This is a genomic window from Campylobacter sp. BCW_6871 (genome assembly GCF_001762325.1).
Taxonomy (GTDB): domain Bacteria; phylum Campylobacterota; class Campylobacteria; order Campylobacterales; family Campylobacteraceae; genus Campylobacter_D; species Campylobacter_D jejuni.
This window is the reverse complement of sequence record NZ_MJWQ01000038.1, coordinates 27,639-50,086: the sequence shown is the minus strand read 5'-3', so window position 1 is coordinate 50,086 and position 22,448 is coordinate 27,639. Positions and strand designations below refer to the sequence as shown.

Annotated in this window: 22 protein-coding genes; 6 read left to right on the top strand and 16 right to left on the bottom strand. The window is 30.1% G+C overall.

The annotated features are described in order from the left end of the window. The 3 genes from metC to AJ930_RS03910 are packed head-to-tail and all read right to left on the bottom strand — an operon-like array spanning position 1 to position 2,982. A complete protein-coding gene (gene metC / locus AJ930_RS03920; protein ID WP_070274875.1) occupies positions 1 to 1,164 on the bottom strand; it encodes a cystathionine beta-lyase in 1,164 nt (387 codons plus the stop codon). Between the two features lie 12 nt (positions 1,165 to 1,176). Continuing rightward, positions 1,177 to 2,616, bottom strand: a complete 1,440-nt coding sequence (gene dcuC / locus AJ930_RS03915; RefSeq protein WP_070274874.1) for a C4-dicarboxylate transporter DcuC — start codon at positions 2,614 to 2,616, stop codon at positions 1,177 to 1,179. Positions 2,617 to 2,619: 3 nt separating this feature from the next. Continuing rightward, positions 2,620 to 2,982 (bottom strand): RidA family protein, encoded by a 363-nt coding sequence (locus tag AJ930_RS03910; RefSeq protein ID WP_052950112.1) that lies wholly within the window; start codon positions 2,980 to 2,982, stop codon positions 2,620 to 2,622. Between the two features lie 167 nt (positions 2,983 to 3,149). On the opposite strand from AJ930_RS03910, the gene AJ930_RS03905 reads away from it, so the two are divergent. After that, positions 3,150 to 3,806: a helix-turn-helix transcriptional regulator gene (locus tag AJ930_RS03905; RefSeq protein ID WP_070274873.1), complete on the top strand. Its 657-nt coding sequence runs from the start codon at positions 3,150 to 3,152 to the stop codon at positions 3,804 to 3,806. On the opposite strand, the gene AJ930_RS03900 is transcribed toward AJ930_RS03905, so the two are convergent. Then, positions 3,807 to 4,277, bottom strand: a complete 471-nt coding sequence (locus AJ930_RS03900) for a Cj1386 family hemin-binding protein (protein ID WP_002862058.1) — start codon at positions 4,275 to 4,277, stop codon at positions 3,807 to 3,809. Between the two features lie 56 nt (positions 4,278 to 4,333). Continuing rightward, positions 4,334 to 5,758, bottom strand: a complete 1,425-nt coding sequence (locus tag AJ930_RS03895) for a catalase (protein WP_070274872.1) — start codon at positions 5,756 to 5,758, stop codon at positions 4,334 to 4,336. A 170-nt stretch (positions 5,759 to 5,928) separates the two neighbouring features. Between AJ930_RS03895 and AJ930_RS03890 the strand changes: the two genes are divergently transcribed. The 3 genes from AJ930_RS03890 to fldA are packed head-to-tail and all read left to right on the top strand — an operon-like array spanning position 5,929 to position 7,432. Next, positions 5,929 to 6,243, top strand: coding sequence for a DUF2325 domain-containing protein (locus AJ930_RS03890; protein WP_002855637.1), 315 nt, complete (start codon positions 5,929 to 5,931; stop codon positions 6,241 to 6,243). Between the two features lie 2 nt (positions 6,244 to 6,245). After that, positions 6,246 to 6,941 (top strand): hypothetical protein, encoded by a 696-nt coding sequence (locus tag AJ930_RS03885; RefSeq protein ID WP_070274871.1) that lies wholly within the window; start codon positions 6,246 to 6,248, stop codon positions 6,939 to 6,941. Beyond that, positions 6,941 to 7,432 (top strand): flavodoxin FldA, encoded by a 492-nt coding sequence (fldA, locus tag AJ930_RS03880; RefSeq protein WP_002855629.1) that lies wholly within the window; start codon positions 6,941 to 6,943, stop codon positions 7,430 to 7,432. The genes AJ930_RS03885 and fldA overlap by 1 nt, the downstream gene beginning before the upstream one ends. On the opposite strand, the gene AJ930_RS03875 is transcribed toward fldA, so the two are convergent. From AJ930_RS03875 to selA, 4 genes are read right to left on the bottom strand one after another with little or no spacing between them, the layout of a single operon-like run. Further along, entirely contained in the window at positions 7,429 to 8,007 is a 579-nt protein-coding gene (locus AJ930_RS03875) for a hypothetical protein (protein WP_070274870.1), read from the bottom strand. The two genes, fldA and AJ930_RS03875, sit on opposite strands and share 4 nt — an antisense overlap. A 5-nt stretch (positions 8,008 to 8,012) precedes the next feature. Next, positions 8,013 to 8,723, bottom strand: coding sequence for a thioredoxin fold domain-containing protein (locus tag AJ930_RS03870; RefSeq protein WP_002862054.1), 711 nt, complete (start codon positions 8,721 to 8,723; stop codon positions 8,013 to 8,015). A 48-nt stretch (positions 8,724 to 8,771) separates the two neighbouring features. Then, positions 8,772 to 10,577, bottom strand: coding sequence for a selenocysteine-specific translation elongation factor (selB, locus tag AJ930_RS03865; RefSeq protein ID WP_070274869.1), 1,806 nt, complete (start codon positions 10,575 to 10,577; stop codon positions 8,772 to 8,774). After that, complete coding sequence (gene selA / locus AJ930_RS03860; protein WP_070274868.1) at positions 10,574 to 11,896, bottom strand: L-seryl-tRNA(Sec) selenium transferase; 1,323 nt, start codon at positions 11,894 to 11,896, stop codon at positions 10,574 to 10,576. Before selA ends, selB begins: the two co-directional genes overlap by 4 nt. Before the next feature lie 77 nt (positions 11,897 to 11,973). On the opposite strand from selA, the gene AJ930_RS03855 reads away from it, so the two are divergent. Then, positions 11,974 to 13,647, top strand: a complete 1,674-nt coding sequence (locus AJ930_RS03855; RefSeq protein WP_070274867.1) for a 4Fe-4S dicluster domain-containing protein — start codon at positions 11,974 to 11,976, stop codon at positions 13,645 to 13,647. Positions 13,648 to 13,649: 2 nt separating this feature from the next. On the opposite strand, the gene AJ930_RS03850 is transcribed toward AJ930_RS03855, so the two are convergent. Beyond that, the gene (locus tag AJ930_RS03850; protein WP_070274866.1) at positions 13,650 to 14,951 is read right to left on the bottom strand and encodes an MFS transporter; all 1,302 of its coding nucleotides are present in this window, start codon (positions 14,949 to 14,951) and stop codon (positions 13,650 to 13,652) included. A 164-nt stretch (positions 14,952 to 15,115) separates the two neighbouring features. Between AJ930_RS03850 and rdgB the strand changes: the two genes are divergently transcribed. Then, positions 15,116 to 15,718, top strand: coding sequence for an RdgB/HAM1 family non-canonical purine NTP pyrophosphatase (gene rdgB / locus AJ930_RS03845; RefSeq protein ID WP_044778863.1), 603 nt, complete (start codon positions 15,116 to 15,118; stop codon positions 15,716 to 15,718). Between the two features lie 30 nt (positions 15,719 to 15,748). Here rdgB and AJ930_RS03840 read toward each other — a convergent pair whose 3' ends face one another. The 6 genes from AJ930_RS03840 to mqnE are packed head-to-tail and all read right to left on the bottom strand — an operon-like array spanning position 15,749 to position 22,393. Then, positions 15,749 to 18,220: an efflux RND transporter permease subunit gene (locus tag AJ930_RS03840; protein WP_070274865.1), complete on the bottom strand. Its 2,472-nt coding sequence runs from the start codon at positions 18,218 to 18,220 to the stop codon at positions 15,749 to 15,751. Further along, positions 18,220 to 18,789, bottom strand: a complete 570-nt coding sequence (locus AJ930_RS03835; RefSeq protein ID WP_044794245.1) for a Tgt2/MlaC family protein — start codon at positions 18,787 to 18,789, stop codon at positions 18,220 to 18,222. Before AJ930_RS03835 ends, AJ930_RS03840 begins: the two co-directional genes overlap by 1 nt. 9 nt (positions 18,790 to 18,798) lie before the next feature. Further along, positions 18,799 to 19,497 carry an MlaA family lipoprotein gene (locus AJ930_RS03830; protein ID WP_070274864.1) on the bottom strand — a complete coding sequence of 233 codons (699 nt, stop codon included), beginning with the start codon at positions 19,495 to 19,497 and terminating at the stop codon, positions 18,799 to 18,801. Between the two features lie 44 nt (positions 19,498 to 19,541). Then, positions 19,542 to 19,985, bottom strand: a complete 444-nt coding sequence (locus tag AJ930_RS03825; RefSeq protein ID WP_002853580.1) for a phosphoribosyltransferase — start codon at positions 19,983 to 19,985, stop codon at positions 19,542 to 19,544. 14 nt (positions 19,986 to 19,999) lie between these two features. Beyond that, the gene (locus tag AJ930_RS03820) at positions 20,000 to 21,319 is read right to left on the bottom strand and encodes an NCS2 family permease (RefSeq protein ID WP_070274863.1); all 1,320 of its coding nucleotides are present in this window, start codon (positions 21,317 to 21,319) and stop codon (positions 20,000 to 20,002) included. A gap of 9 nt (positions 21,320 to 21,328) precedes the next feature. After that, on the bottom strand, positions 21,329 to 22,393 hold the full coding sequence (gene mqnE / locus AJ930_RS03815) for an aminofutalosine synthase MqnE (protein WP_070274862.1): 1,065 nt from the start codon (positions 22,391 to 22,393) through the stop codon (positions 21,329 to 21,331). Positions 22,394 to 22,448 lie beyond the last annotated feature (55 nt).

Below are 22,448 nucleotides of genomic sequence, written 5' to 3'. Positions count from 1 at the left end.
TTATTTTTTAATACTATCAAAAGCTTGTGTTAAATCAGCAATTAAATCTTTAGTATCTTCAAGACCTATATGAAATCTTACAAATGGCCCTCTTGCATTCCAATTTGTTGCAGTTCTAGGTGGAGTAGTTACGGTGGCCAAGCTTTCATATCCACCCCAGCTAGCACCAATTGAAAAGTATTCTAGTTTATCTACAAATTTAATAGCATCATCTTTGTTATAACCTTCTGCAAATTCTATGGTAATCATACCATTTGCACCTTTATGATCACGCATGAAAATTTTATGATTTGGGTGGGATTTGAGTTTTGGATAGAAAATTGTTTTAATTTCTTTTCTGCTTTGTAAAAACTCTACAATTTCATCAGCACTTTTTTCATGAGCTTTCATTCTCACATCTAGTGTTCTCATACCACGAAGTACTAAGTAAGCATCATCAGGGCTTGTTGTAAAGCCTAAAGCTTCTGGAAGTTTGTCAAAATTTTTCCATTCTTTTTCGTTGATTACTACTATACCCATGGTTACATCAGAGTGTCCGCTAAGATATTTTGTAGCGGCGATAACTGAAATATCCACTCCAAGCTCTAAAGGATTTAGAAAATATCCACTAGAATAAGTATTGTCAATAGCTACAGGGATATTATGTGCATGGGCAATTTTGCAAAGTTTTGGTAAATCTATGATTTCATAAAGTATAGAACCTGGACTTTCGCATAGGATAAGCTTGGTATTAGGTTTGATTTTTTCTTCTACATCACTTGCATCAGCTTTTAAAAAATCAATTTCAACACCCATTTTTTCTAAAAATAATTCACAAATCGTTCTTACAGGCCCATAAATTGCATCAGTGATTAAAAAATGCGCATCTTTGCTTGCATAGTTTAAAAGCACCATAGCTAATGCTGCAAGTCCTGTTGGGAAAAGTTGTGCTCTATAACCACCCTCTAGAGTGCAAATAAGTTTTTCAAGTTCAAAATTGGTTGTTGTTCCTCTAGCCCCATAGCTTAAAACACGATCTGTTTTTCTTAATTCTCTGTATTTTTGCCAAGTTGCGTGATCTTTAAAAAGTATGGTTGATGCACGCATAAGTGTAGGATTAACTGATCTTACTTCAGCACTTTGATCGCCTCTGCCACAATGAATAAGTTTAGTTTTTGAGTTCATTTTTTCTCCTTTTTAAAGATAAATATAAGTCATAATAACATTTACAATAGCCGCTACAAGCATAGGAATAGCTGTTCTTTTAACCACGGCAAAAGGACTTACTTTTGCAATAGCTGAAATAGCTAAGATCGCTGGTGCAATAGGACTAACACATCTTCCAAAGCCCGTCATGATTTGAATTGGTGCTATCATGGTGATAGTTTCAACTCCAAAGTGTTTTGCTATATTTGGGATAAGTGGAGCAAAGCTAAAAAATGCTGCATTTCCTGAACCCATTAAGAAAGCACAAACTGCAAGTAAGATTGAAACGGCGATAATAATAGCCAAAACTCCAAATCCTGCATTTTTGCAAAATTCTATTAAAGTATCTACAAAACCTACAGATAAAAGACCACTTGCAAATACTTGACCACAAACGATAAGTGAAACTGTGATAACAAATAAATGTCCCATTCCTTTAAAGAAAATCATAATAGAATTAAGAGTTTCTACTATGCTTTTATAGCGTATCATTTCAAAAATAATAGCCACAAAAGTTGAAATCACCATTGCTACTGGAACATTCATTTTAATTGCGGTACTAGCAGCTGCTTTGACTTCTTCAGCGCTACTTATTCCCATTAAAACCAAGATGCTATCAAGCACGGAACTAAATCCTAGGATTAAAACCAAAGGAATTATAGGTAAAATCGCATAAATTCTAGGAGGTTTTTTAAGTTCTTTTTCTTTACCTTCATTTTCATTTAGTTCTTTTTCAATTTCTTGTGCATTGAAGACAAAATTATCTTTTTTGTCAAAAAATTTATTGCAAAGATATATTGCAATACCTACAGCTATAATGATAGGCAAGGTTGTAGGGAGTTGATAATGAACAAAATAAATTGCAGGATCAACTTCAGCTACTTTTGATGCCATGATCACATTTCCACTTCCAGGCCCATGATCGATATATTGACAAATAGCAATCACACTTAAGGCAGAAAGTTTTGAAACACCAGAGCGTACAAGTATAGGATACATAGTAACCATAAGTAAAAGTGCCAAGCCTGCGTGAGAAGGGATGAAAAGAACTAAAAATTGCACGATAAAATAAGCAACTATGAGTAAAACATAAGGAGATTTTACGGCTTTTAAAGGTTTTTCAAAAACTTTAAAAAGTGCATAAGAAGCCCCTACATGATCCATATAAGCAGAAAAACCTGCTATAGTCATAAGTGTAAGTCCAAGCCCTGCTAATGTACTTGACATGGTTTGATTAAAAACTTGAAAAATATCAAAAAAACCTAAATTTAAAGAACCTTTAGCGACAATGTGTGGAGAAAGTCCAAAAATAGCAGCTAAGGAAAGTAAAAGTAAACCACTTAAAAGCAATGCCATGTGAGCATTGATTTTTTTATAAAGCATAAAAACAAGTAAAAAAATGCTAAATAGAGATAAAACAATACCTAGCATATTTTAGCCTTTTTGAGCGATAATCTCTATCTCTACTTTAGCTTTTTTTGGCAGATCTTTTACTGCAAAAGCACTTCTTGCTGGATAAGGATCTTTAAAAAATTCAGCATAAATTTCATTAAATGCTACAAAATCATTGATATCAGCTAAAAAGCAAGTGGTTTTAATCACTTTATCATAACTGATACCATTTTCTTCTAAAATAGCACCGATATTTTTCAAAGATTGTTTGGTTTGTTCTTTGATGTCAGAACTTTCTATTTCTCCTGAAGTAGGGTTGATAGGAAGTTGTCCTGATATAAATAAAAGTCCATTTACTTCTCTGTAAGCTGAGTATGGACCAATGGCCTTTGGATAGTTTGACATGAATTCTCCTTTGTTAAATATAGATTAAGCAGAATGCATTTTATCACTACAATAATAATTTGTCAATATTTTATTATCATAATAATAAAATTTTATTTTTAAGAAATGTTTTAAAGTATAAAGAGTAGAATTTAATATTATATTAATTTTTTATTGAAGGCAGTTTTATGGATGAGGGACAAAAACAACAATTTATAAAGTTGACATATTTTTTAGGAGAAGTTTTAGGTGAGCAATATGAGATAGTTTTTCATGTAATTACTGAAGATGGAGCTTATATTGCGGCAATTGCTAATAATCACATTAGTGGGAGAAATTTAGATTCTCCCTTGACTGCTTTTGCAAGTGAGCTTATGCAAAATAAAAAATATTTAGAAAAAGATTTTTTATGTGATTATAAGGCTCTTGTTGGAAAATCAAAATTAATTAGAGGATCTACTTTTTTTATTAAAAATCATGATAAATTAGTAGGTATTTTGTGTATTAATCATGATACTAGCATTATGAGAGATTTAATATGCAAGATGATTGATTTAGAAAAAATTGGAGATATGGGTGATATTTTAGGAAATATTAGTTTTTCTCAAAATGATTCAAGCATAGAAACATTAAGTCACTCGATAGAGGATATTTTAGTTCAAAGTGTAGATTCTAGTTATTTAAATTCTGATTATCAATTAAGTATTACTCAAAAAGAAGAAATTGCTGAAAAGCTATATGAAAAAGGTATTTTTAATATAAAAGGAGCGGTTCCTATCGTAGCAAAATTTTTAAAAATTTCAGAACCTAGTGTTTATAGGTATCTGAAGAAATTTAAAAAATAACTAAAATTTTTTGATAAATTTTAGTATTTTTAGGCTCATTTTCTTTAAAAAATTATTTTTAGATTTTTTGAGTAAAAATTCTGCCACATCTTTGCGTCCAAACATAATAGCAAAAGTATAAGGTGTCATTCCTAAACCATTGTTTTCATCAATATTTGCTCCATACTTAACTAAAAGTTCACACATAGGTAAGTATCCTTTAAAACAAACTCCTGCTAATGGGGTTTGTCCACGATCGTTTTTTTCATCTACTTTTGCACCTTTTTCTAAAAGCATTTTAGCGCTTTCATAAGAATTATTATAAGCTGCAAGCATAAGTAAGCTATCGCCTTTATGAGTTTTTAAATTTACATTTAAACCCGCTTCTATCATGATTTTAAGATTTTCACATTCATTATTTCTTGCAAAATTAAAAGCCATTTTGCAAAGCTCTTCAAATCTTTTTTCTTCTTCTAAACTAAGAGTTGTCATTGTTTTTCCTTAATTATTATAATCTTTAGTTTGCCACCAAAAGTGGCAAGTAAAAATTATTTTTCTAAAGCTTTCTTAATTCCTTTTGCATAATCAGGTGAAATTTTTTCAAAATGTTCTAAAGCTCTAGTGATAATTTTTTCATCAACTCCTTCCATAGAAGCAGCGATATTATGAAAAAGTTGAGTTTTTTGATCATCATTCATAAGATTAAATAAAGCTCTTGGTTGAGTATAAAAGTCATTATCTAGTGGAGCATATCTTTGTGCCACGCCTTCTAAGACTAAATCAGGTTCAAGATAGCTTTTATCTTCTTTTGGGCTGTTATCACAGCTGTTTGGTTCATAATAAGCAGCATCATTTTTATAATTATCAAAATTCATAGCACCAGCGACATTGTAAGTATTCACTTCGCTTTTTGCACGATTTACTGGTAAAAGATGATAATTAGTTCCTATTCTATATCTTTGTGCATCAGGATATGAAAAAATTCTAGCTTGCAACATTTTATCAGGGCTAAAGCCAATTCCAGGAACGATATTGCTTGGACTAAAGGCAGCTTGTTCAACTTCATTAAAATAATTTTGAGGATTTTTGTTTAGAATCATTTCGCCTATATCCATCAAAGGTACAAGACTATGAGGCCAAATTTTTGTTAAATCAAAAGGATTAAATCCAAGCTTTTCTATATCTTTTTCAGCAAGAATTTGAACTTGAACTTTCCATTTTGGAAAATCTTTATTTTCTATAGCATTATAGAGATCTCTTTGATGACTTTCCCTATCCTTTGCTATAAGCTCTGCAGCTTCTTGGTTGGTAAGATTTTTAATCCCTTGTTGGGTTTTAAAATGGAATTTCACCCAAAATCTTTCATTTTTATCATTAATAAAACTATAAGTATGGCTTCCAAATCCATGCATATGACGATAACTTGCAGGAATTCCTCTATCACTCATAAGAATGGTTACTTGATGTAAGCTTTCAGGACATAAACTCCAAAAATCCCAAGCAGCATTATTGCTTCTTAAATGTGTTCTTGGATCTCTTTTTTGAGTATGGATAAAATCAGGGAATTTATAAGCATCACGGATGAAGAATGTCGGAGTGTTATTTCCTACCAAGTCCCAGTTTCCTTCTTTGGTGTAAAATTTAATAGCAAAACCTCTCACATCGCGTTCAGCATCTGCTGCACCTGCTTCACCTGCTACTGTTGAAAAGCGTAAAAATAATGGAGTAACTTCGCCTTTTTGAAAAATTTTAGCTTTGGTATAAGCACTTAAGTCTGCTGTAATTTTTATTTCGCCATAAGCTCCACTTCCCTTAGCATGAACGGTTCTTTCTGGAATTCTTTCTCTATTTTGATGAGCAAGTTTTTCAAGTAAAAGATAATCTTGCATAAGTAAAGGTCCTTTTGCGCCTGCGCTTAATGAATTTTGGTTATCGGCTATAATGTTTCCAAAATCGTTAGTCAATTTTTTCATTGTTTTCTCCTAAATAATAAAATTTATTAATTAGTAAATTATATCTATTAAAAATTAAAATTAACTGAATAATTGCATTTTATTGATAATAAATTTCAAAATAAATTTAGTTTTTTTATATTATAATAATAATTATCAAAATATATTTTAAAAATCACAAAGGAGAATTTATGTCAGTTTTGGTTATTGGTGCAGATGAAATCACTCCTATTAGAGCTGTTTTACATGATTTAGGTGCTAAAAAAATAGAACACTGGGATGCGCGTAATGAAAATAGAGTTAATCGCAAGCCGATTCCTTGTGATACAGAATGTATAGTAATGTTAACAAGCTTTTTAAATCATAATACTATGAAAAAAATCAAAAATGAAGCTAAAAAGCGCAAAATTCCATTAGTTTGTGCAAAAAGAAGTGTAAGTTGTGTGTATTGTGAATATTGTAAAATTTTTAATCTTAATAAAGAATTTTCTTGCTATAAAGGTTAAAGATGTTATTTGGATTTGATGATAAGCGAGAATTTATACCGCAAATTTATCGCTATTTAAACAATCAAGAACTTATGTTGACTTTTTTAACTCAATATAATGCGAGTGTTGATAGCGCTCTAAAAATTCCTCTTTTATATGCAAAAAATACCAAGAGTTTAAAAATGATATTTGGAAATTTTTTACATGATATAATGCATGTTTCATTTGGTAAGATTCAAAATATAAATATCAAGCTTAATACATACGCTTTCTATTTTCAAAAAAGAAAAAGCTTGATTTTTAATACTAAAATATCTAAGAATATCAATCTTTTAAGACTTTTAAGAATTTATCTTTATGGTATTTGTTTTGATGCACAAATTTTATTTAGCTCTTATGTTTATGATAAGGTTTCTTTTCAAAATAATGGAAAAAATATAGATCAAGATGGTAATCTTATTATAATAGATAAGAAATTTGCAATTTTACCACTTTGCAAAGAGATTAATACGCATAATTTAAAAGTTGAAAATGAAATTCATGGATTATTGAATTTAATAAAAGAAAACAATTTTGAAAAATTTTATATTGTTTGTCCACGTAACAAAAATTTCACACATTTTATTGAAATAAAACATTTTTTGTGTGATTTAAACAAAACTATGTTAAAATTAGTTCCGTATAAAATATCAAATCAAATTATAAGGAGAAAATAATGTCAGTAGCAGTAATCTATGGTAGTGCTATGGGAAATACAGAAGGAGCAGCTAATACAATTGCTTCAAAACTTGGAATTAGCGATGTTTTTAATATCTCAGATATTGATGCGGCTAAAATGAATTCTTACGATAAATTAATTTGTGGAACTTCAACTTGGGGAAGTGGTGATTTACAAGATGATTGGGATGGTTTTGATTTTTCAGGGCTTAGTCTTGGTGGAAAAACTGTAGCTGTATTTGGTATGGGTGATAGTGAAAGTTATTCTGACACTTTTTGTGGCGGCATGGGTAAATTAGCTCAAAATTTAAAAGATGCAGGTGCAAATTTGGTAGGAGAAGTTTCAACTGATGGTTATACATTTGAAGCAAGCGATGCGGTTGTAGATGGTAAATTTGTTGGACTTGCTCTTGACAATGATAATCAAGAAGATCAAACTGAATCAAGAATTGATGCTTGGGTAGAACAAATCAAACCTTATTTTGCTTAATAATTCTTAAAATCAAGAGTTTTTATACTCTTGATTGTTCTTTTCTTAAAAATAAAAAAACTCACTATTTGATTTATAATTTTATTTTCTAAAGATAATTGACAGTGTTCTTTATTTCCAAGATAAGCTGTTCTTGCAAGAAGACTTGTTTTTTGAGAATTGTAATTTTTAGAGTTGATTTGTAAATTAACTTGCATAGTATAGTAGTTTTCTACCATCCATTCTCCATCACTTTCAAAAGGATCAAAATCATAAAAAAATCTTGCTGAAGTTGTGATTTTTTGAGCATAAGAACGCTTTTTCATATCTACAAGATTGATTAAAATTTCATAATCTGCATTCTCTTTTACTTCTTTTAAGCCTAAATTTTTAAGTTTTAAAGCCAAATCTCTATCCAAAGTAGTTCGAAGTTGGCTAGGATTTTGAAAGGAAATTTTAAAACTTTGTTGTTTTTGCGATCTGATAAAAATGCCTTCATTGCTTGTTTGAATAAAGCTTTGTATGAAAGTTGCATTGGTGCAAGCACTCATAAAGAGTGCTATAAAAAAGCTTAAAATTAAAGCAAATTTAGACATTAGGTTTATTTAATAATAGTTGGAGTAGCGCTAAGACCTAATGAGCGATATTTTTCATATAAGGAAAAAACTTCTTTTAATTCTGCATCACTTACTTTTGGATAATTTTTGATATTTGCATCATAGTATTTGTTTAAAATTGCGATTTTTTCTTTATCATTTTTTGCTTTTTTTGCTTCTTTGTAGATTAGAGCGGATTTTTCAAAAGCAGATTTTCCATGTACTGGAGTTAAAATATAATTAACTTGATAGTTTTTAAGTTCATCATCAATTTGAGCTAAATGCTCTCTACAATATGGACATTCAGGATCCGAAAAAACATAAATTGCAGGTTTATTTTTATCTCCCAAAGCTATTACCATGGTTTCTTTTTGTGCTACAGCTTTAGCATTTTTTGTAAAATTTTCTCTTGCTTCTTGAAATTTTTTCATTTCATATTCTTGAGCATAGGAAATTCCCGTTTTCAAATCGATAAGATCAGGGGTAATAAGACTATCTTTTGTAAAAAGAATGTTTTCTTGTTTTTGTCCATTTAATTCAACGCTTACAACAACACTTTCAAAACCCGTATTACCAACCTTTTGACGATTTGATACACTAACGGTAGCATTTGGAAATTGTGCTTTAATGCTTTTTGAATAAAAATCACTAATTTCTGAATTACTTGCAGCAAACAAAGATGCTGAACAGGCAAGAATTAAACTTAATTTTTTCATAGTTTATAAATCCTTTAAATAAATTATGTTTAATTCTATAATGATTTTCTAAATGTTTGTTAAAAATCTTTTTTCAGCTTCTTTGCTTACTTGAGGAAATTTGTCTAAGTATTCTAAATAAGCAATAGCATATTTTCTTGAAAGATTGAAATATTCTTTCATACTTTGCACATCAAGACTTTGATTTTTTAATAAATTTAAACATTCTTGCATAAGTTTTTCAAGAGCTTGTTTTTCTATAAAAAGATTGTGTGAAAGTCTTACAACCAAGCCTTTTTGGGTAAGTTTTTTGAGTATATTATCTCCGCTTTTTCTATCAAGTTCTAAAAAATCATAAAGATTATAAGGAGCTTCGGGTTTAATGCCTTGTTTTTTTAAAATTTCATACATTTGGTTATTGTTTTTTTCTTGAAGTTTTTCAAAATCTATACCTTTTTTAAAATAAATTCCATTTTGAAAATCCAATAAATTTGACATTTCTTTAAGTCCGAGTTCGCAAAAATTTTCACTTGCCCAAGTAATCCTTAAGGCTAAAGAATGTGCTGAAAGCATGGCATAAGGATTTTTTTCAAGTATGAATTTGATGAAATTTTTAATTTCTTCTAGACTTTGTAAATGATATACATTAAGATTTTTTTCATCGACAAATACTTGATTTAATTCTTTTGCTAATTTCAATGCTTTTTGATGAGAGAGTTTAAATCTTTGATAACTTGAAAGCAAGCCAAAGCCATATTTGTGTGCGTCTTTTAAGAAAGAAAAGGCTGCTTTAAAATCTTTATTTTTCAAAAACATTAAAAATTTATTTTTTTGTTCTTTTTTTAAAGGTTCGCTTAAAGGATTTAAAACCCTACCACCGCCTATAACACGATTGTTTTGTAATAAAATAAAAGCCTCATCAAAACTTAAAAATACATTTTTATCAAAACTAAAATGCACAAAAAATTCATCATTTTCTAGTTTTTTTAATATATTTATTTTGCATTCTATTTGTCTTGAACCCACGCAAAAAATCATTTTGCTATTTTGTAAATTTTTTGCTTTAACTAAAGCATCGCATTCTTTAAAGGCTTTAAAATAACCTTTTTTACTTAGCAAATAACCTTTTTTCAACTCTTTATAATCACAATTTAAACTTAAAGCCACACGGTTACAAGCTTTGATTTGCTCTAAATTAGTATCGTGGTTTTGTATATTTTTAACAATGAGTTCTTTTTGAGTGTCTAAACAGATGATTTTTTCATTTAAAGTAATACTTCCTTCATTAAGACTGCCTGTAACGACAGTTCCTATGCCTTTTAGAGAAAAAACTCTATCGATATAATAATGAAAAATCAGTTCTTCATCGTTTTCTTTGTTTTCTATGGTATAAAGATAATTTTTTAATTCTTCTATGCCTTGATTATTTTTTATACTGGTGTGAAATACTTTTAAAATGGGATAATCTAAATTTTTTAACTCTTCTAAAATTTCTACACTTTTTTGCTCTATATTTTCACAAAGATCACATTTGCTAAGCACTAAAATGATATTTTTAATATCAAGAATTTTTAAAATTTCTAAATGTTCTAAACTTTGTTCTTTTAAACCCTCGTTAATATCTATGACAAATAAACAAACACTAAAGCCAAAAGCTCCACTTACCATAGTTTTAACCAAATCTTTATGCCCTGGAACATCGATAAAAGAAATGTTTTTGTCTTTTAATTTAAGATTTGAAAAACTTAAATTAATGGTGATTTGTCTTTCTTGTTCTTCTTTTAAACTATCGCCTTCAAAACCATTTAAAGCTTTAATGAGTGAAGTTTTTCCATGATCAATATGTCCTGCAGTTCCTATAATAACAGATTTCATAAGTTTTCCATTTGATTGATTGTAAGAATAAGTTTTTGAAGTTCACTTTCTTGTATAGTTCTAAAATCAAGAACAAATTCATCATTTTCAATGCGTCCTATGATATTTTCTTTTCTAAATCGAGTTTGTAGTTTTAAAGCATCTCCTTGAAAAGTCAGTATATAAGTATCTAAACTTTTATCAGGCATAGAACCTCCACCTACTAAACTTTTGCTTTTTTTAAGCTGGGTTTGAAAATTTAATTCTTTTTGCACTCTTAAAGCTTTTTTTTCTATAAAGGATAAGTCATCATTTAAAAGTTTTAAGGTAATAATTTTTTCATAATCTTTTTGCAAATAAGCTTTTAAGCTTTCGTTTAAAAAAGATAGAGTTAATTTATCCACTCTTAGCATTCTTAAAAGTTGATTTTGTTTAAGCTTTTCTATGAGTTCTTTTTTTCCAAGTATAATGCCCGCTTGCACACTACCAAAAAGTTTATCTCCACTAAAACTTAAAATATCACATTCTTGCACGAGTTTTTTGATTTTAGGTTCATTTTTAATCAGTTTTTCATTTAAATTTTCACACCAGCCAGAACCTAGATCATAATAACTCAAAAGTCCTTTTTCTTTTGCTAGTTCATGTAGATCTTTTATATTTACTTCACTGTGAAAACCCATAAGAGCGAAATTAGACTTGTGGGTTTTTAAAATTAGAGCGGTATTTTCACTGATAGCTTGTTCATAGTCTTTTAAGTGTGTTTTGTTGCTAGTTCCAACTTCGCAAAGCTTTACACCTGCAGCTTTTATCACTTCAGGCACACGAAAACTTCCGCCAATTTCTACAAGTTCTCCTCTTGAGCTTATGACTTCTTTATCATAACAAAGAGAATTAAGTACTAAAAAAACTGCTGCAGCGTTGTTATTGACCACTAAAGCATCTTCACATTCAAAAAGCATTTTAAGTTTTTCTAGTACCAAAGCATAGCGAGAGCCTCTTTTTCCATTTTCTAAATCAAACTCTACATTAGAATAATTACAAATGATATCTTTACACGCTTCATAAAGTTCTTCATGGATTACACTTCTACCAAGGTTTGTATGTATAACCACTCCGCTTGCATTAATCACACTTTGTAAATCTTTGCGGTAAAAAGTTTTGATTTCTTTTTTGATTTCTAAAAGTAGTTTATCTTTAGAAATTTCATCTTGGGAAAAATTTTCTTTTAGTTTTGCGACAACTTTTTTACAAAAAAATGCTTTGATATAAAAAGGATAGGATTTTAAACTCTCATCTTCAATAAGAGTGTTAATCTGTGGAAAAGTTCTAAATTTGTTCATCTTAAGCCTTAAGAAAATATTTGGTTATTTTAACATAGAATTTATAAAATGATGTTTTAAAGAGATTAAGGAAGACAATGCAAGATTTTGTTTATATAAAAAATGATGTTTTGATCCCTTTGCCCGATGCTATTGAAATTTTAGATCAGGTAAATGATAAAGAAGCATTAGTTTGCAATGATAAAAATCAAAAAGCACAAATTTATGCCCCTGAGATTAATTTTTATCTTAAAAATTCTCAAGATGAAATTTTAGAGCAAAGTAAAAATGTTTTAACGCTTTATAAAGCAAGAGCTAGCGTTTATGATTTAGGGCTTGATTTAGAACAAAGCAAAGAAGTGCAAAATCGTTTGATTTTAGTAGATAGCGATGTTCAAACTGTAGAGTTTTTAAAAGAACATGGATTTAAGGTTATTGCTTTAAGCAGTGCAGAAATTTTAGCTGTTTTTGGAAGTGTAGGGGAACTTTGTGCTGTGGTTAAAAATCAAGGCGAAGAAGTGGAAATAGATTTTGATTTTTTACTTTTTAAAGCTGAGGATTTAAGCGTTGTACGTAAAGATTTTACAAGACAAAGTGGATGTTATAATCTTTTAAATTTTGAAAATTTTGAAGTATTGTTGGAGTTTTTGCAAAGCAAAAGTCCAAAATATCATTATAAAACTTATATTAGCTATAATGCTAGCGTGTGCCAATACCACGAAAGACGCAGTGAGCATTGTGCAAAATGTGCTGAAATTTGTCCTACTGTGGCGATTTTGAAAGATGATGAAAACAAACATTTGGAATTTTCTCAAGTGGATTGTTTGGGTTGTGGAGGATGTATTAGTGTGTGTCCTAGCGGATCGCTTGATTATGCTCCTATGCCAAGAGAAAGTTTTTTTACCCTTTGTGAGTTTTATAAAGATAAAAAAATTTTAATCATTCCTAAAAAAATGTCTTTAGAAAATTTAAATCTTGCTTTACCAAAAGATGTTTTACCCTTTATGATAGAGGGTGAAAAGTGGCTTTCTTCTATGCATTTTTTAACACTTTTGCAAAATAGTGGAGCAAATTTGGTTTTTTATACGGACTTTGTATCTCGTGGTAGCAATGAGGCTATTGTACTTTTAAATACTTTTTTTGAAAGAAAATTTCAAAAAAAAGCTATTTTTGTTGCTAAAGATGAAAAAGAATTGCAAAATGTTTTAAAAGAGCAAGAATTTATACAAGATTTAAAATATGATTTTCATAACAACACCTTAACTACAAGAGAAAATTTTGCCAAAAGAATGCAAGAAATGATAAAAAATGAAGATTTTGGCAGTATAGAAAGTGGCGAATGGTTGCGTTATGGCAAGGTAGAAATCAATCCTAACACCTGTACGCTTTGTCTTTCTTGTGTGGGTGCCTGTAATGTAGGAGCTTTAATCGCTGATAAACAAGAAAATGCTTTGAAATTTAATGCTTCTCTTTGTACGACTTGTGGGTATTGTGAGTTAAGTTGTGCCGAAAAAGATACTTTAAAATTATTTCGTAGTGGAATGGAGTTTAGAGCTTCTTATTTTGAATATCAAACCATGGCAAAAGATGAGCTTTTTGCCTGTATAGAATGCGGTAAAGAATTTGCCACCAAAAAAGCTGTAGAAAAAATAGCCAATTTAATGAAGCCTAAATTTGGTAATGATGAAAATAAAATCAAAACACTTTATTGTTGTGCAGATTGCAAGGCAAAAGTGATGATAAAAGCAATGGGTTTTGCGGGGCAAAATTAGATTTAGATCTTAATTTTGCCTTCTAATTCTTCTTTATTTGTAAGTTTACTATCAAATTTAACAACAAGATTTTTAGAGTTTTTATAAATATCTACAACTCCTAAATTTTCGCTAAAAGTACTGAAATTTAAAGGTGTTTCTAAAGGTAGATAAAGGTTTTTAAAATCAGCTGGATTTTTTAAGAAAAATAATGCCACAAGCCAAATTAGAGCTAAAATTACTAAAATAATAGCCAAAAGATTTAAGGCATCTAGATGTAAAAATATCCCTCCGATAATACCACCTATAAAACTTCCACCATATCCAAAAGCATTAAATAACCCTAATGCTGCACCTTTTTCATGAACTTTACAAAATTTTGATGCGCAACTTTGCATAATAGGTTCGTGTAAATTAAAACCTATAAAAAAAATCACAACCGCTATAATAAAAAAATCTATAGAATTACTAAAAGTAAAAAAAAGATAAGAAAGTATGAAAAAAACAATTCCTAAGAGTAAAATTTGTTTAGCTAAACCTCTTTTTTCGCCTAAACTTCCAGCAAAGCCCATAGCGATAAAACCTGCTATCATAGAAGCGCTATAAACAATCCAAAGTTTATCAGAAGCAAAGCCTAAATGTTTTACTAGAATGATAGGAATGCTTAAAAATGCTATACTCATAAGCATTTTTTGCATGAAATTAGTAAGATTCATAAGGGCTAAATTTTTTTGTTTAATAAGATGAAAAAAAGGAGTTTTTTCATTTTCATGAGTGATTTTGTTTTCTTTAGGTACAACGGTATAAAGTAAAATTATACATAAAAGAGACAAAGCTGCACTAAGATCAAAAAGGCTAGATAAACCCCATTTTGCACTCATTAAAGGAGAAATGACCATAGAAGCTGCAAAACTAAGTCCTATAAAAGAACCCATTACCGCCATGGCTTTACCACGATTTTCTTCTGTGATAAAATCACTTATCATTGCTGTAGCCACAGCTCCAATAGCTCCTGCGCCTTGGAGCATTCTTCCTAAAAGCATGATGTAGATATTTTCCGCAAAAGAGCAGATTAAAGAGCCTATTATAAAAATAATCAGTCCAATGAGCATGGTTTTTTTACGACCAATTTTATCACTTAAAATCCCAAAAGGCATTTGTAAAATCATTTGGGTTAAGGCATAAACACCAACTAAAAGTCCCACTAAAAATTCATTAGCGCCTTCAAGTTTTAAAGCATAAAGACTTAAAACTGGCAAAACTATAAAAAGCCCAAAAAATCTTGTTCCAACTATGAAAGATAAGGGTAAGACATTATTTAGCATTATCAATTTCCTATTAAATTTGAAATTTAAATTAGGATAATTTTACTATGAAATGGATTAAGCATTGATTAACATCGTTTTATCATTTAATATTTAAAAGCTACGCACAAGGATAAATTTTATAAAATCATATTTTTTTTTGATATTATTTTGGAGCTTTTGTTATGAAGATTATCCTAGCTACGAGCAATAAGCATAAGGTTTTAGAACTTAAAGAAATTTTGAAAGATTTTGAAATTTATGCTTTTGATGAAGTTTTAACGCCTTTTGAGATTGAAGAAAATGGAAAAACTTTTAAAGAAAATGCTTTGATTAAAGCAAGAGCGGTTTTTAATGCTTTGGATGAAAAGCAAAAAAAAGATTTTATCGCTTTAAGTGATGATAGCGGCATTTGCGTAGATGTTTTAGGAGGAAATCCAGGAATTTATTCTGCTCGATTCAGTGGTCAAGGTAATGATAAAAGCAACCGTGATAAGCTTGTAAATGAAATGATAAAAAAAGGTTTTAAACAAAGTAAGGCGCATTATGTTGCTGCTATTGCTATGGTAGGTTTGATGGGGGAATTTAGCACGCATGGAACAATGCATGGAAAAGTGATTGATACAGAAAAAGGTGAAAATGGTTTTGGTTATGATAGCCTTTTTATTCCAAAAGGTTTTGATAAAACCTTAGCCCAGCTTAGCGTGGATGAGAAGAATAACATCTCTCATCGTTTTAAAGCCTTAGAGCTTGCAAAAATCATTTTAAAGATTTTAAATAAAGGATAAAAATGAAAAATTTTTTAAAATATATAGCTATTATTGTTTTAATATATGCTCTTTATGTTGGTTTGGAAACTTGGCTTTCTTAGAATAAATAGTGATTAAAAAGCTTGGTAATAAGAACAAACTTCCACTTAAAAGCAAAATCATTACAAAAACGGTTAAAATTCCAAAATAAATTGTTGGAATGAAATTACTACTCATCATCACGCTAAAACCTAAAACTATGCTAATGGTGGTATAATAAAGTGCCGAACCTATACTAAGGTGAGAAATCATAATGGCTTCTTCTAGGCTTTTGTTTTTAATTTCTTCCCTAAAACGATAAATATAGTGCAGGGCATCATCAACGCCTATGCCTATAGCAATAGCAGCTATAGTAATACTCATCATATCCAAAGGAATACCTAAAAGTCCCATAAGAGCAAAAACCACGCTTAAAGGAATAACATTTACTAATATAGCCGCAACTGAAAATTTTAAATCTCTAAAAACAATGATAAAAAGTATAAAAATAGTTAAAATTACAAATATAAGAGTATCAAATTGCGATGAAAAAAGACTTTGAAGCATATTATTATAAAGCACCATTATACCTGTGATTTGTACTTCTACTCCATCGTTTTTTACAAGCTCGTTGAGCTGTTTTTTAAGATCTATTAAAAACTCATTACGTCTTAAATTCGGATCAGAGTCAACAATACGCATACTAAATCTTAACTCGTTATTTTCTATACTTACAAAAGGCGAAAGCAAGTCTTGTTTAAATTTAGCAGGTAAATTCTCATTTAAAAATGCAAGGGCAAAATCATCTAACTCTTTTCCATCGTTGATATTTTTCCCTAGGGTTAAAAGACTATTAAGACTTAAAACAGAACCTACAAATTCTTTGTTTTCTAAAAATTCATGAACTTTTTTTGCAATGCGTGTTTTTTTAGAGTCAAACCAATAAGTTTCTTGTGTGGCTAAATTTTCAAATTCACTTTCAAAACTATCAAGAGTATCGCTTGTATTTTGATCGTTTTTATTATTTTGAAAACGAATGATTACTTCTAAAGGCAAGGTTCCACCTAGATTTTTATCAATAACCAAAAGTCCTTTTTTGATTTCACTACCATCTTTGAAATAATTGACAAAAGAATTTTCAACTCTGAGTTTTGAAATGCCTATTAAAGCTAAGATTATAGCAAGAACTGAAATTCCATAAATCATGCGACGCTTTTTAGGATCAAGAGCGGTTTTAGCACAAAAGGCTAAAAGATTAAATTTAAACTCTTTTTTATGATAATTTTTTGGTTTTAAAAGAACTAAGATACTTGCTAAAAACAAATAACTAAAGATAAGAGCTAAACCTATACCTATACTCATCATAATGCCAAGTTTTATGATAGGTTCGATATTTGATAGGATTAAAGAAAAAAATCCTATCATCGTTGTAACAATGGCATAAAGGCTAGGATTTGCTTTGGCTAGTAAGGTTTCAAGCACTATGCGCTCAACTTTAGCTTTGGGATGATTTTGGGTGCTTTCGATAAAATGCGTGATCAAATGAACAACTACACTTAAGGTGATAATTAAAACTAAAGCAACGTAATTTGATGAAATAACTGTGATTTGAAAATTTAAAAGTGCAAAAACTCCACTAGCCGCACTTAAGCTTATAAAACAAATAAAAAGAGGTAAAAAAACAAAACGCCATGAACGGAAAAAATAATAAAGTGCAAATCCTAGTAAAAATACAAGAGAAACACCATAAAGCACAAGATCAGATTTTATATAAGCTATCATATCATCAGCGATCATGCTTACGCCACCAAGGTAGAGCGTATCTTTATTTTTTTCATAAGTGCGAACTATGCTTTTAATAGTATCTAGACTTTGTTTCGTGATAACTTTTTGCTTGTCTTGATGTTCTTTTATGGCAAGACGAATTTGATCTTTTTCTTTTTCATCACTAGCAAGATCGCGTTTTTCTATAAGATTATTATAAACTGTATCAGGCTTTAAGTAAATAATAAGCCCTGTTACTTTTCCATCTTTTGAGATGATATTATTTTTATAAAAGGGACTATTTAAAATTTCATTTTGGGCTTTTGTGCGGTTTATATCTTGGCTTTCTATATTTGGGATATTTTTTAAAAGTTCTTTTAAATCCGTATTTTGCGAACTTTGAAGCAAAGGGGCATTGATGATACTAAAAACGCGTTCTACTAAAGGGACTTTTTCTAATTCTTCATGAAGTTTTTTTAATTTGGCTAAATTTTCATTTGAAAAAGGTTTTTCATCATAGGGTTTGAAGGCTAAAAGTAAAAAATTATCACTTTTATAATGTTTTGAAATTTCTCTAAAAGTTTTTAAATCTGCATCATCTTCTAAAAGTAAACTTTCAGCACTTGCATCTACACTAAGCTTAAAAGCAAAAAAGCTTAAAAACAGGCATATAAACAAGGTTCCAAAAAAAGTACTTTTTGGACGAGAAATAAAAAACTTTAAAAGCTTTGCAAACATTATTCTATGACAATACTTTCAAGTTTTTGAAGTAGGGCATCAAAGCCTTGGTTGGCTAAAATATCTCCAAATTGTGATCTATAAGTTTGTACTATACTCACACCTAAAACATCTACATCATAAATAAGCCAGTTGTTATTATCATTGTAAAATTTGAAAATGATATTTTTTTCTTCCCCATCTACTATCATAGAAGTGGTTAAAAAATAGCGTTTTTCATTTTTTAACTCACCATTTTTGACCTTTAAAATCTGATCTTTATAAAGACTGAGTTTATCGGTAAAACTTTTTTTAAGACTTGTTTCAAAGGCTGTGGTAAATTTTTCTTGTTCTTTTGGGGTTAATTTAGAATAATTTTTCGAAAGACTGAGTTTTGCCATGAGTTTATAATCTATTATGCTATCAAAAAGTTTAAAAATTCCATCAGCAGCTTGTTTTTTGTCTTCTTTGCTATCTTGTAAAAGTTTTAAGCTTGCATCAATGTTTTTTTGCATAGTACTAGAAATTTCATCTAGTTGTAAGGCAAAAGCATTAAAAAATAAAGCCAAGATTAAAAATATTTTTTTCATTATTTTCCTTTATTTGCTAAGTTCATTGCGTCTTTGCTCGTAAGCATCACGCAAGAATGGATATAAATTAGGCGTGTTGTGATAAATTTCATCAATTTCATCAAGTCTAAAACTAAGTTCATTACCAAATCCATAAGCACTTATAGCTATACTTGCCCAAGTAGGATCAATGTAAGCGGTAAAACTTGCATACCAAGTTGCAGGTAAAGCAAGAGTATCTCTAAGATTACTAGGGCCGAGTATAGGTAAGACAATATGAAAACCGCTTCCTACACCCCAGTGAGCCAAAACGGTTCCTAAGTCCGCGGGATGTTTTTTAAGACCCATTTTTGATGCCACATCCATAAGTCCACCAAAGCCCATAATGGTATTGGCAGCAAATCTTTTAAATTCTTCTCCCGCTTCTTCAAATTTAAACTGCAAAACATTGCCTACAAAACGCAAAGGAGCAAGTAAATTATCAAAGAAATTTCTTGCCCCTAATCTTATAAATTCAGGAGTGATGGCGTTATAGCCCTTAAGAACGGGACGCAAACCATAATCATACAAAGCCACATTAAAACTTGTCATAGCTTTGTTATATCCTGAAAGCGGATCGTTTACTTGATAGTTTTGGTATTCTTGTTCAAAATCATCTAAATTTTGTTCTTTAGCAAAAGCAAAAATAGTAAAAAAAATTAAAATACAAGATATAAATTTTATTCTCAAGCAAAAACTCCTAAAAATTTTAAAAGTAAAATTATAGCAAATTTTTAATCAAGATTTATATCCCAGTAAAAATCCACCCATTCAGTAGCCTCTTTTACTTTAAAATCAGGCTCCAAAAGAGCAGTTTTTTTATAAAAAATGGTTGCAATTTTAAGTTCTATATGAGGAAATTTTTCAAGCAAAACTTTTTTTATTTCTGCTAAACTTTCTCCACTATCTACTATATCATCAATGAGTAGAATTTTTTTGTGCTTGCTTAAATCAGGAATGTTAAAAATTTCAATAGTATCAAGTTTTTTTGTATTATCGTAATGAATTGAGTTTAAAGCAAAAAGCTGACGTGTTTTTAAAGCCACTGCTAAAGAGTGTCCTAAACTCATCCCTCCTCTTGCTATAGCTAAAAGTGCATCGGGGTTAAAATCTTTTTTAATTTCTTTAGCAAGAATTTTTACATCTTCTTTAAATTCTTCATAGGAGTAAAATATCATTATATATCCTTAATTTATTGTAGTGCCATAAGTAAAAAATTACCCAAAGATAATAAACTTAAAACTATAATGCCAAGATTGATTTTATCCCATTCGCGTTTAAAAATTCTTACAAGCAAATAAGAAAGAAAACCAAAAGCAAAACCTGTGGTAATGGAGTAAGTAAAAGGCATCATGATAATAGTAAAAAAGCTTGCTACAGCTATAGCACTATCTTTAAAATCTATATTTTTAACTTCCATAAACATTAAAATTCCAACCATTACAAGTACGGGGTATATTGCGTTTGCAGGAATGGCTTTAAAAAGTGGCAGTAAAAAAAGTGTAAAAGCAAAACAAATAGCTACAACTAAAGCTGCAAGCCCCGTTCTTCCTCCGCTTTCAACCCCTGTAGTGCTTTCTACAAAAGCAGTAACTGTAGAAGTACCTGTCATAGCTCCTAAGGCTGATCCTGTTGCATCTGCCATTAAGGTTTTGCTTAGTTTTTTTTCTCCATTTTTGGGATCATTAAAAATCTTTCCTCTTTCACCCACACCTGTGATAGTTCCTATACTATCAAAAAGTTGAGTGATAAAAAAAGTAAGAATTATAGGTATCATAGTAATATTTAAGGCACTTTTGATATCAAGTTGTAAAAAGATGGCTCCTAAACCATTTTCCATGCTAAAATTTGGCAAAGAAAAGATTTGCACAGGAAAACTTGCGTTATCTAAATGAAAAATCCAAGCGATAATAGAGCTTGCTAATACCCCCAAAATAAAAGCTCCGCGAAGTTTTATAGCCCAAAAAAAGATGATTAAAGCTAGAGTAAAAATTCCAAAAAACACATGGGGGATTTTGAAATTTCCTATGCTGACTAAAGTATCTTTATTATGCATTATCACACCCATTTGACTTAAGCCTAAAAATGCAATAAAACAACCTATACCGGCACAAATTGCAAGACGTAAATCTTTTGGGATATTGCGGATTACCCAAAGGCGAAAATGCGTAAAGGAAAGTATGAGAAAAATAATACTTGAAATAAAAACAGCTCCTAAGGCACTTTGCCAAGCTATGTTTTGACCTAAACAAACTGCAAAGGTAAAATAAGCATTTAAACCCATTCCAACACTCATAGCTACAGGAGTATTGGCAAAAAAAGCATTAAAAGCACTTGCAACTATGGTGATTAAAGCTGTTGCGGTGATTAAAGCTTCTATGGGCATTCCTGTATTTCCTACTATGCTAGAATTTACAGGGATAATATAAACCATAGCCAAAAAAGTAGTAAGCCCTGCTATAACTTCAGTTTTAAAACTCGTATTGTTTTCTTTGAGTTTAAAGAAGTCCATTTTTTCTCCTTAGTAGGTTTTTAGATCGTTGTATAAACTATCGCGTTCTACAGGAATAAGATTTGAAGTTTTTATCATATCGATAAAAGTTTTTAAACTTGTGCCTTTGGCGGACTTTGCACCACCTGCACTTTGTATGCTTTCTTTTTCTATGGTACCGTCTAAATCATTAGCTCCAAATTCTTGTGCTACCATGGCTAAATTTAAAGTCATTGTTGCCCAGTAAGCTTTGATATTTTTAATATTATCAAGCACTAAACGAGCAATGGCAATGGTTTTTAAAATTTCTTCACTATCCATGATTTTATCAATTTGTATAAAGCTATTATCCCTTTGCCAAACTAGAGGGATAAAAGCATTAAAACCACCAGTTTGATCCTGAAGATCACGTAGTCTTAACATATGATCGATCCTGTGACGTCTTTCTTCTATATGCCCAAAAAGCATGGTAGCATTACTTTGCTTGCCTTTTTCATGCCAAAGTTTATGAATTTTAAGCCAATTTTCACTGCTAACTTTTCCATGGCAAATTTTCTTACGCACTTCTTCATCAAAAATTTCAGCTCCACCGCCTGGCATGGAATCAACGCCGTATTCAAGCATTTTTTCTATCACTTCTTCATAGCTCATTTTAAAACGACGATGTAAAAAATCAATCTCAGCAGCAGTCATAGCTTTCACATGAAGATTGGGATATTTTTCTTTTATCATTTTAAAAATTCCTAAGTACCATTGCCAAGTTGTATCTTTGTTGTGAGCTGAAACGATATGCACTTCTTTGGTTTCTCGTTTTACGGTTTCATCAACAATTTTCATGATTTCTTCATGAGTCATCAAATAAGGATTAGGATTTTTTCGGTGTGCTGAAAAGGCGCAAAATTTACAGGTATCTGCACAGATATTGGTTGGATTGATATGGCGATTAATATTAAAATAAACTTTTTTTCCATGAAGTTTGGTGCGTTTTTTATGGGCGTATTTGCCTAGGGTAAAAAGATCTAAATCCCAAAGTGCATTGGCTTCTTCTTGGTTTAATCTTTCTTCATTTTCTAGTTTGGTAATTAAATTTTTCATTTTAATTTTACTCTTTTGCTGTTTTTAAATAAAGCATTATAATTTTTGCTTACTG

Excerpts from the sequence above, each read along its gene's own strand:
- selA (WP_070274868.1), bottom strand. The coding sequence starts at position 11,896 with ATGAACAAATTTAGAACTTTTCCACAGATTAACACTCTTATTGAAGAT.
- selB (WP_070274869.1), bottom strand. The coding sequence starts at position 10,577 with ATGAAATCTGTTATTATAGGAACTGCAGGACATATTGATCATGGAAAA.
- AJ930_RS03900 (WP_002862058.1), bottom strand. The coding sequence starts at position 4,277 with ATGACAACTCTTAGTTTAGAAGAAGAAAAAAGATTTGAAGAGCTTTGC.
- AJ930_RS03850 (WP_070274866.1), bottom strand. The coding sequence starts at position 14,951 with ATGCTAAATAATGTCTTACCCTTATCTTTCATAGTTGGAACAAGATTT.
- dcuC (WP_070274874.1), bottom strand. The coding sequence starts at position 2,616 with ATGCTAGGTATTGTTTTATCTCTATTTAGCATTTTTTTACTTGTTTTT.
- AJ930_RS03875 (WP_070274870.1), bottom strand. The coding sequence starts at position 8,007 with ATGTCTAAATTTGCTTTAATTTTAAGCTTTTTTATAGCACTCTTTATG.
- AJ930_RS03870 (WP_002862054.1), bottom strand. The coding sequence starts at position 8,723 with ATGAAAAAATTAAGTTTAATTCTTGCCTGTTCAGCATCTTTGTTTGCT.
- AJ930_RS03820 (WP_070274863.1), bottom strand. The coding sequence starts at position 21,319 with ATGGACTTCTTTAAACTCAAAGAAAACAATACGAGTTTTAAAACTGAA.
- AJ930_RS03840 (WP_070274865.1), bottom strand. The coding sequence starts at position 18,220 with ATGTTTGCAAAGCTTTTAAAGTTTTTTATTTCTCGTCCAAAAAGTACT.
- AJ930_RS03910 (WP_052950112.1), bottom strand. The coding sequence starts at position 2,982 with ATGTCAAACTATCCAAAGGCCATTGGTCCATACTCAGCTTACAGAGAA.
- mqnE (WP_070274862.1), bottom strand. The coding sequence starts at position 22,393 with ATGAAAAATTTAATTACCAAACTAGAAAATGAAGAAAGATTAAACCAA.
- fldA (WP_002855629.1), top strand. The coding sequence starts at position 6,941 with ATGTCAGTAGCAGTAATCTATGGTAGTGCTATGGGAAATACAGAAGGA.
- AJ930_RS03885 (WP_070274871.1), top strand. The coding sequence starts at position 6,246 with ATGTTATTTGGATTTGATGATAAGCGAGAATTTATACCGCAAATTTAT.
- AJ930_RS03855 (WP_070274867.1), top strand. The coding sequence starts at position 11,974 with ATGCAAGATTTTGTTTATATAAAAAATGATGTTTTGATCCCTTTGCCC.
- AJ930_RS03905 (WP_070274873.1), top strand. The coding sequence starts at position 3,150 with ATGGATGAGGGACAAAAACAACAATTTATAAAGTTGACATATTTTTTA.
- AJ930_RS03890 (WP_002855637.1), top strand. The coding sequence starts at position 5,929 with ATGTCAGTTTTGGTTATTGGTGCAGATGAAATCACTCCTATTAGAGCT.
- AJ930_RS03835 (WP_044794245.1), bottom strand. The coding sequence starts at position 18,789 with ATGAAAAAAATATTTTTAATCTTGGCTTTATTTTTTAATGCTTTTGCC.
- metC (WP_070274875.1), bottom strand. The coding sequence starts at position 1,164 with ATGAACTCAAAAACTAAACTTATTCATTGTGGCAGAGGCGATCAAAGT.
- AJ930_RS03895 (WP_070274872.1), bottom strand. The coding sequence starts at position 5,758 with ATGAAAAAATTGACTAACGATTTTGGAAACATTATAGCCGATAACCAA.
- rdgB (WP_044778863.1), top strand. The coding sequence starts at position 15,116 with ATGAAGATTATCCTAGCTACGAGCAATAAGCATAAGGTTTTAGAACTT.
- AJ930_RS03825 (WP_002853580.1), bottom strand. The coding sequence starts at position 19,985 with ATGATATTTTACTCCTATGAAGAATTTAAAGAAGATGTAAAAATTCTT.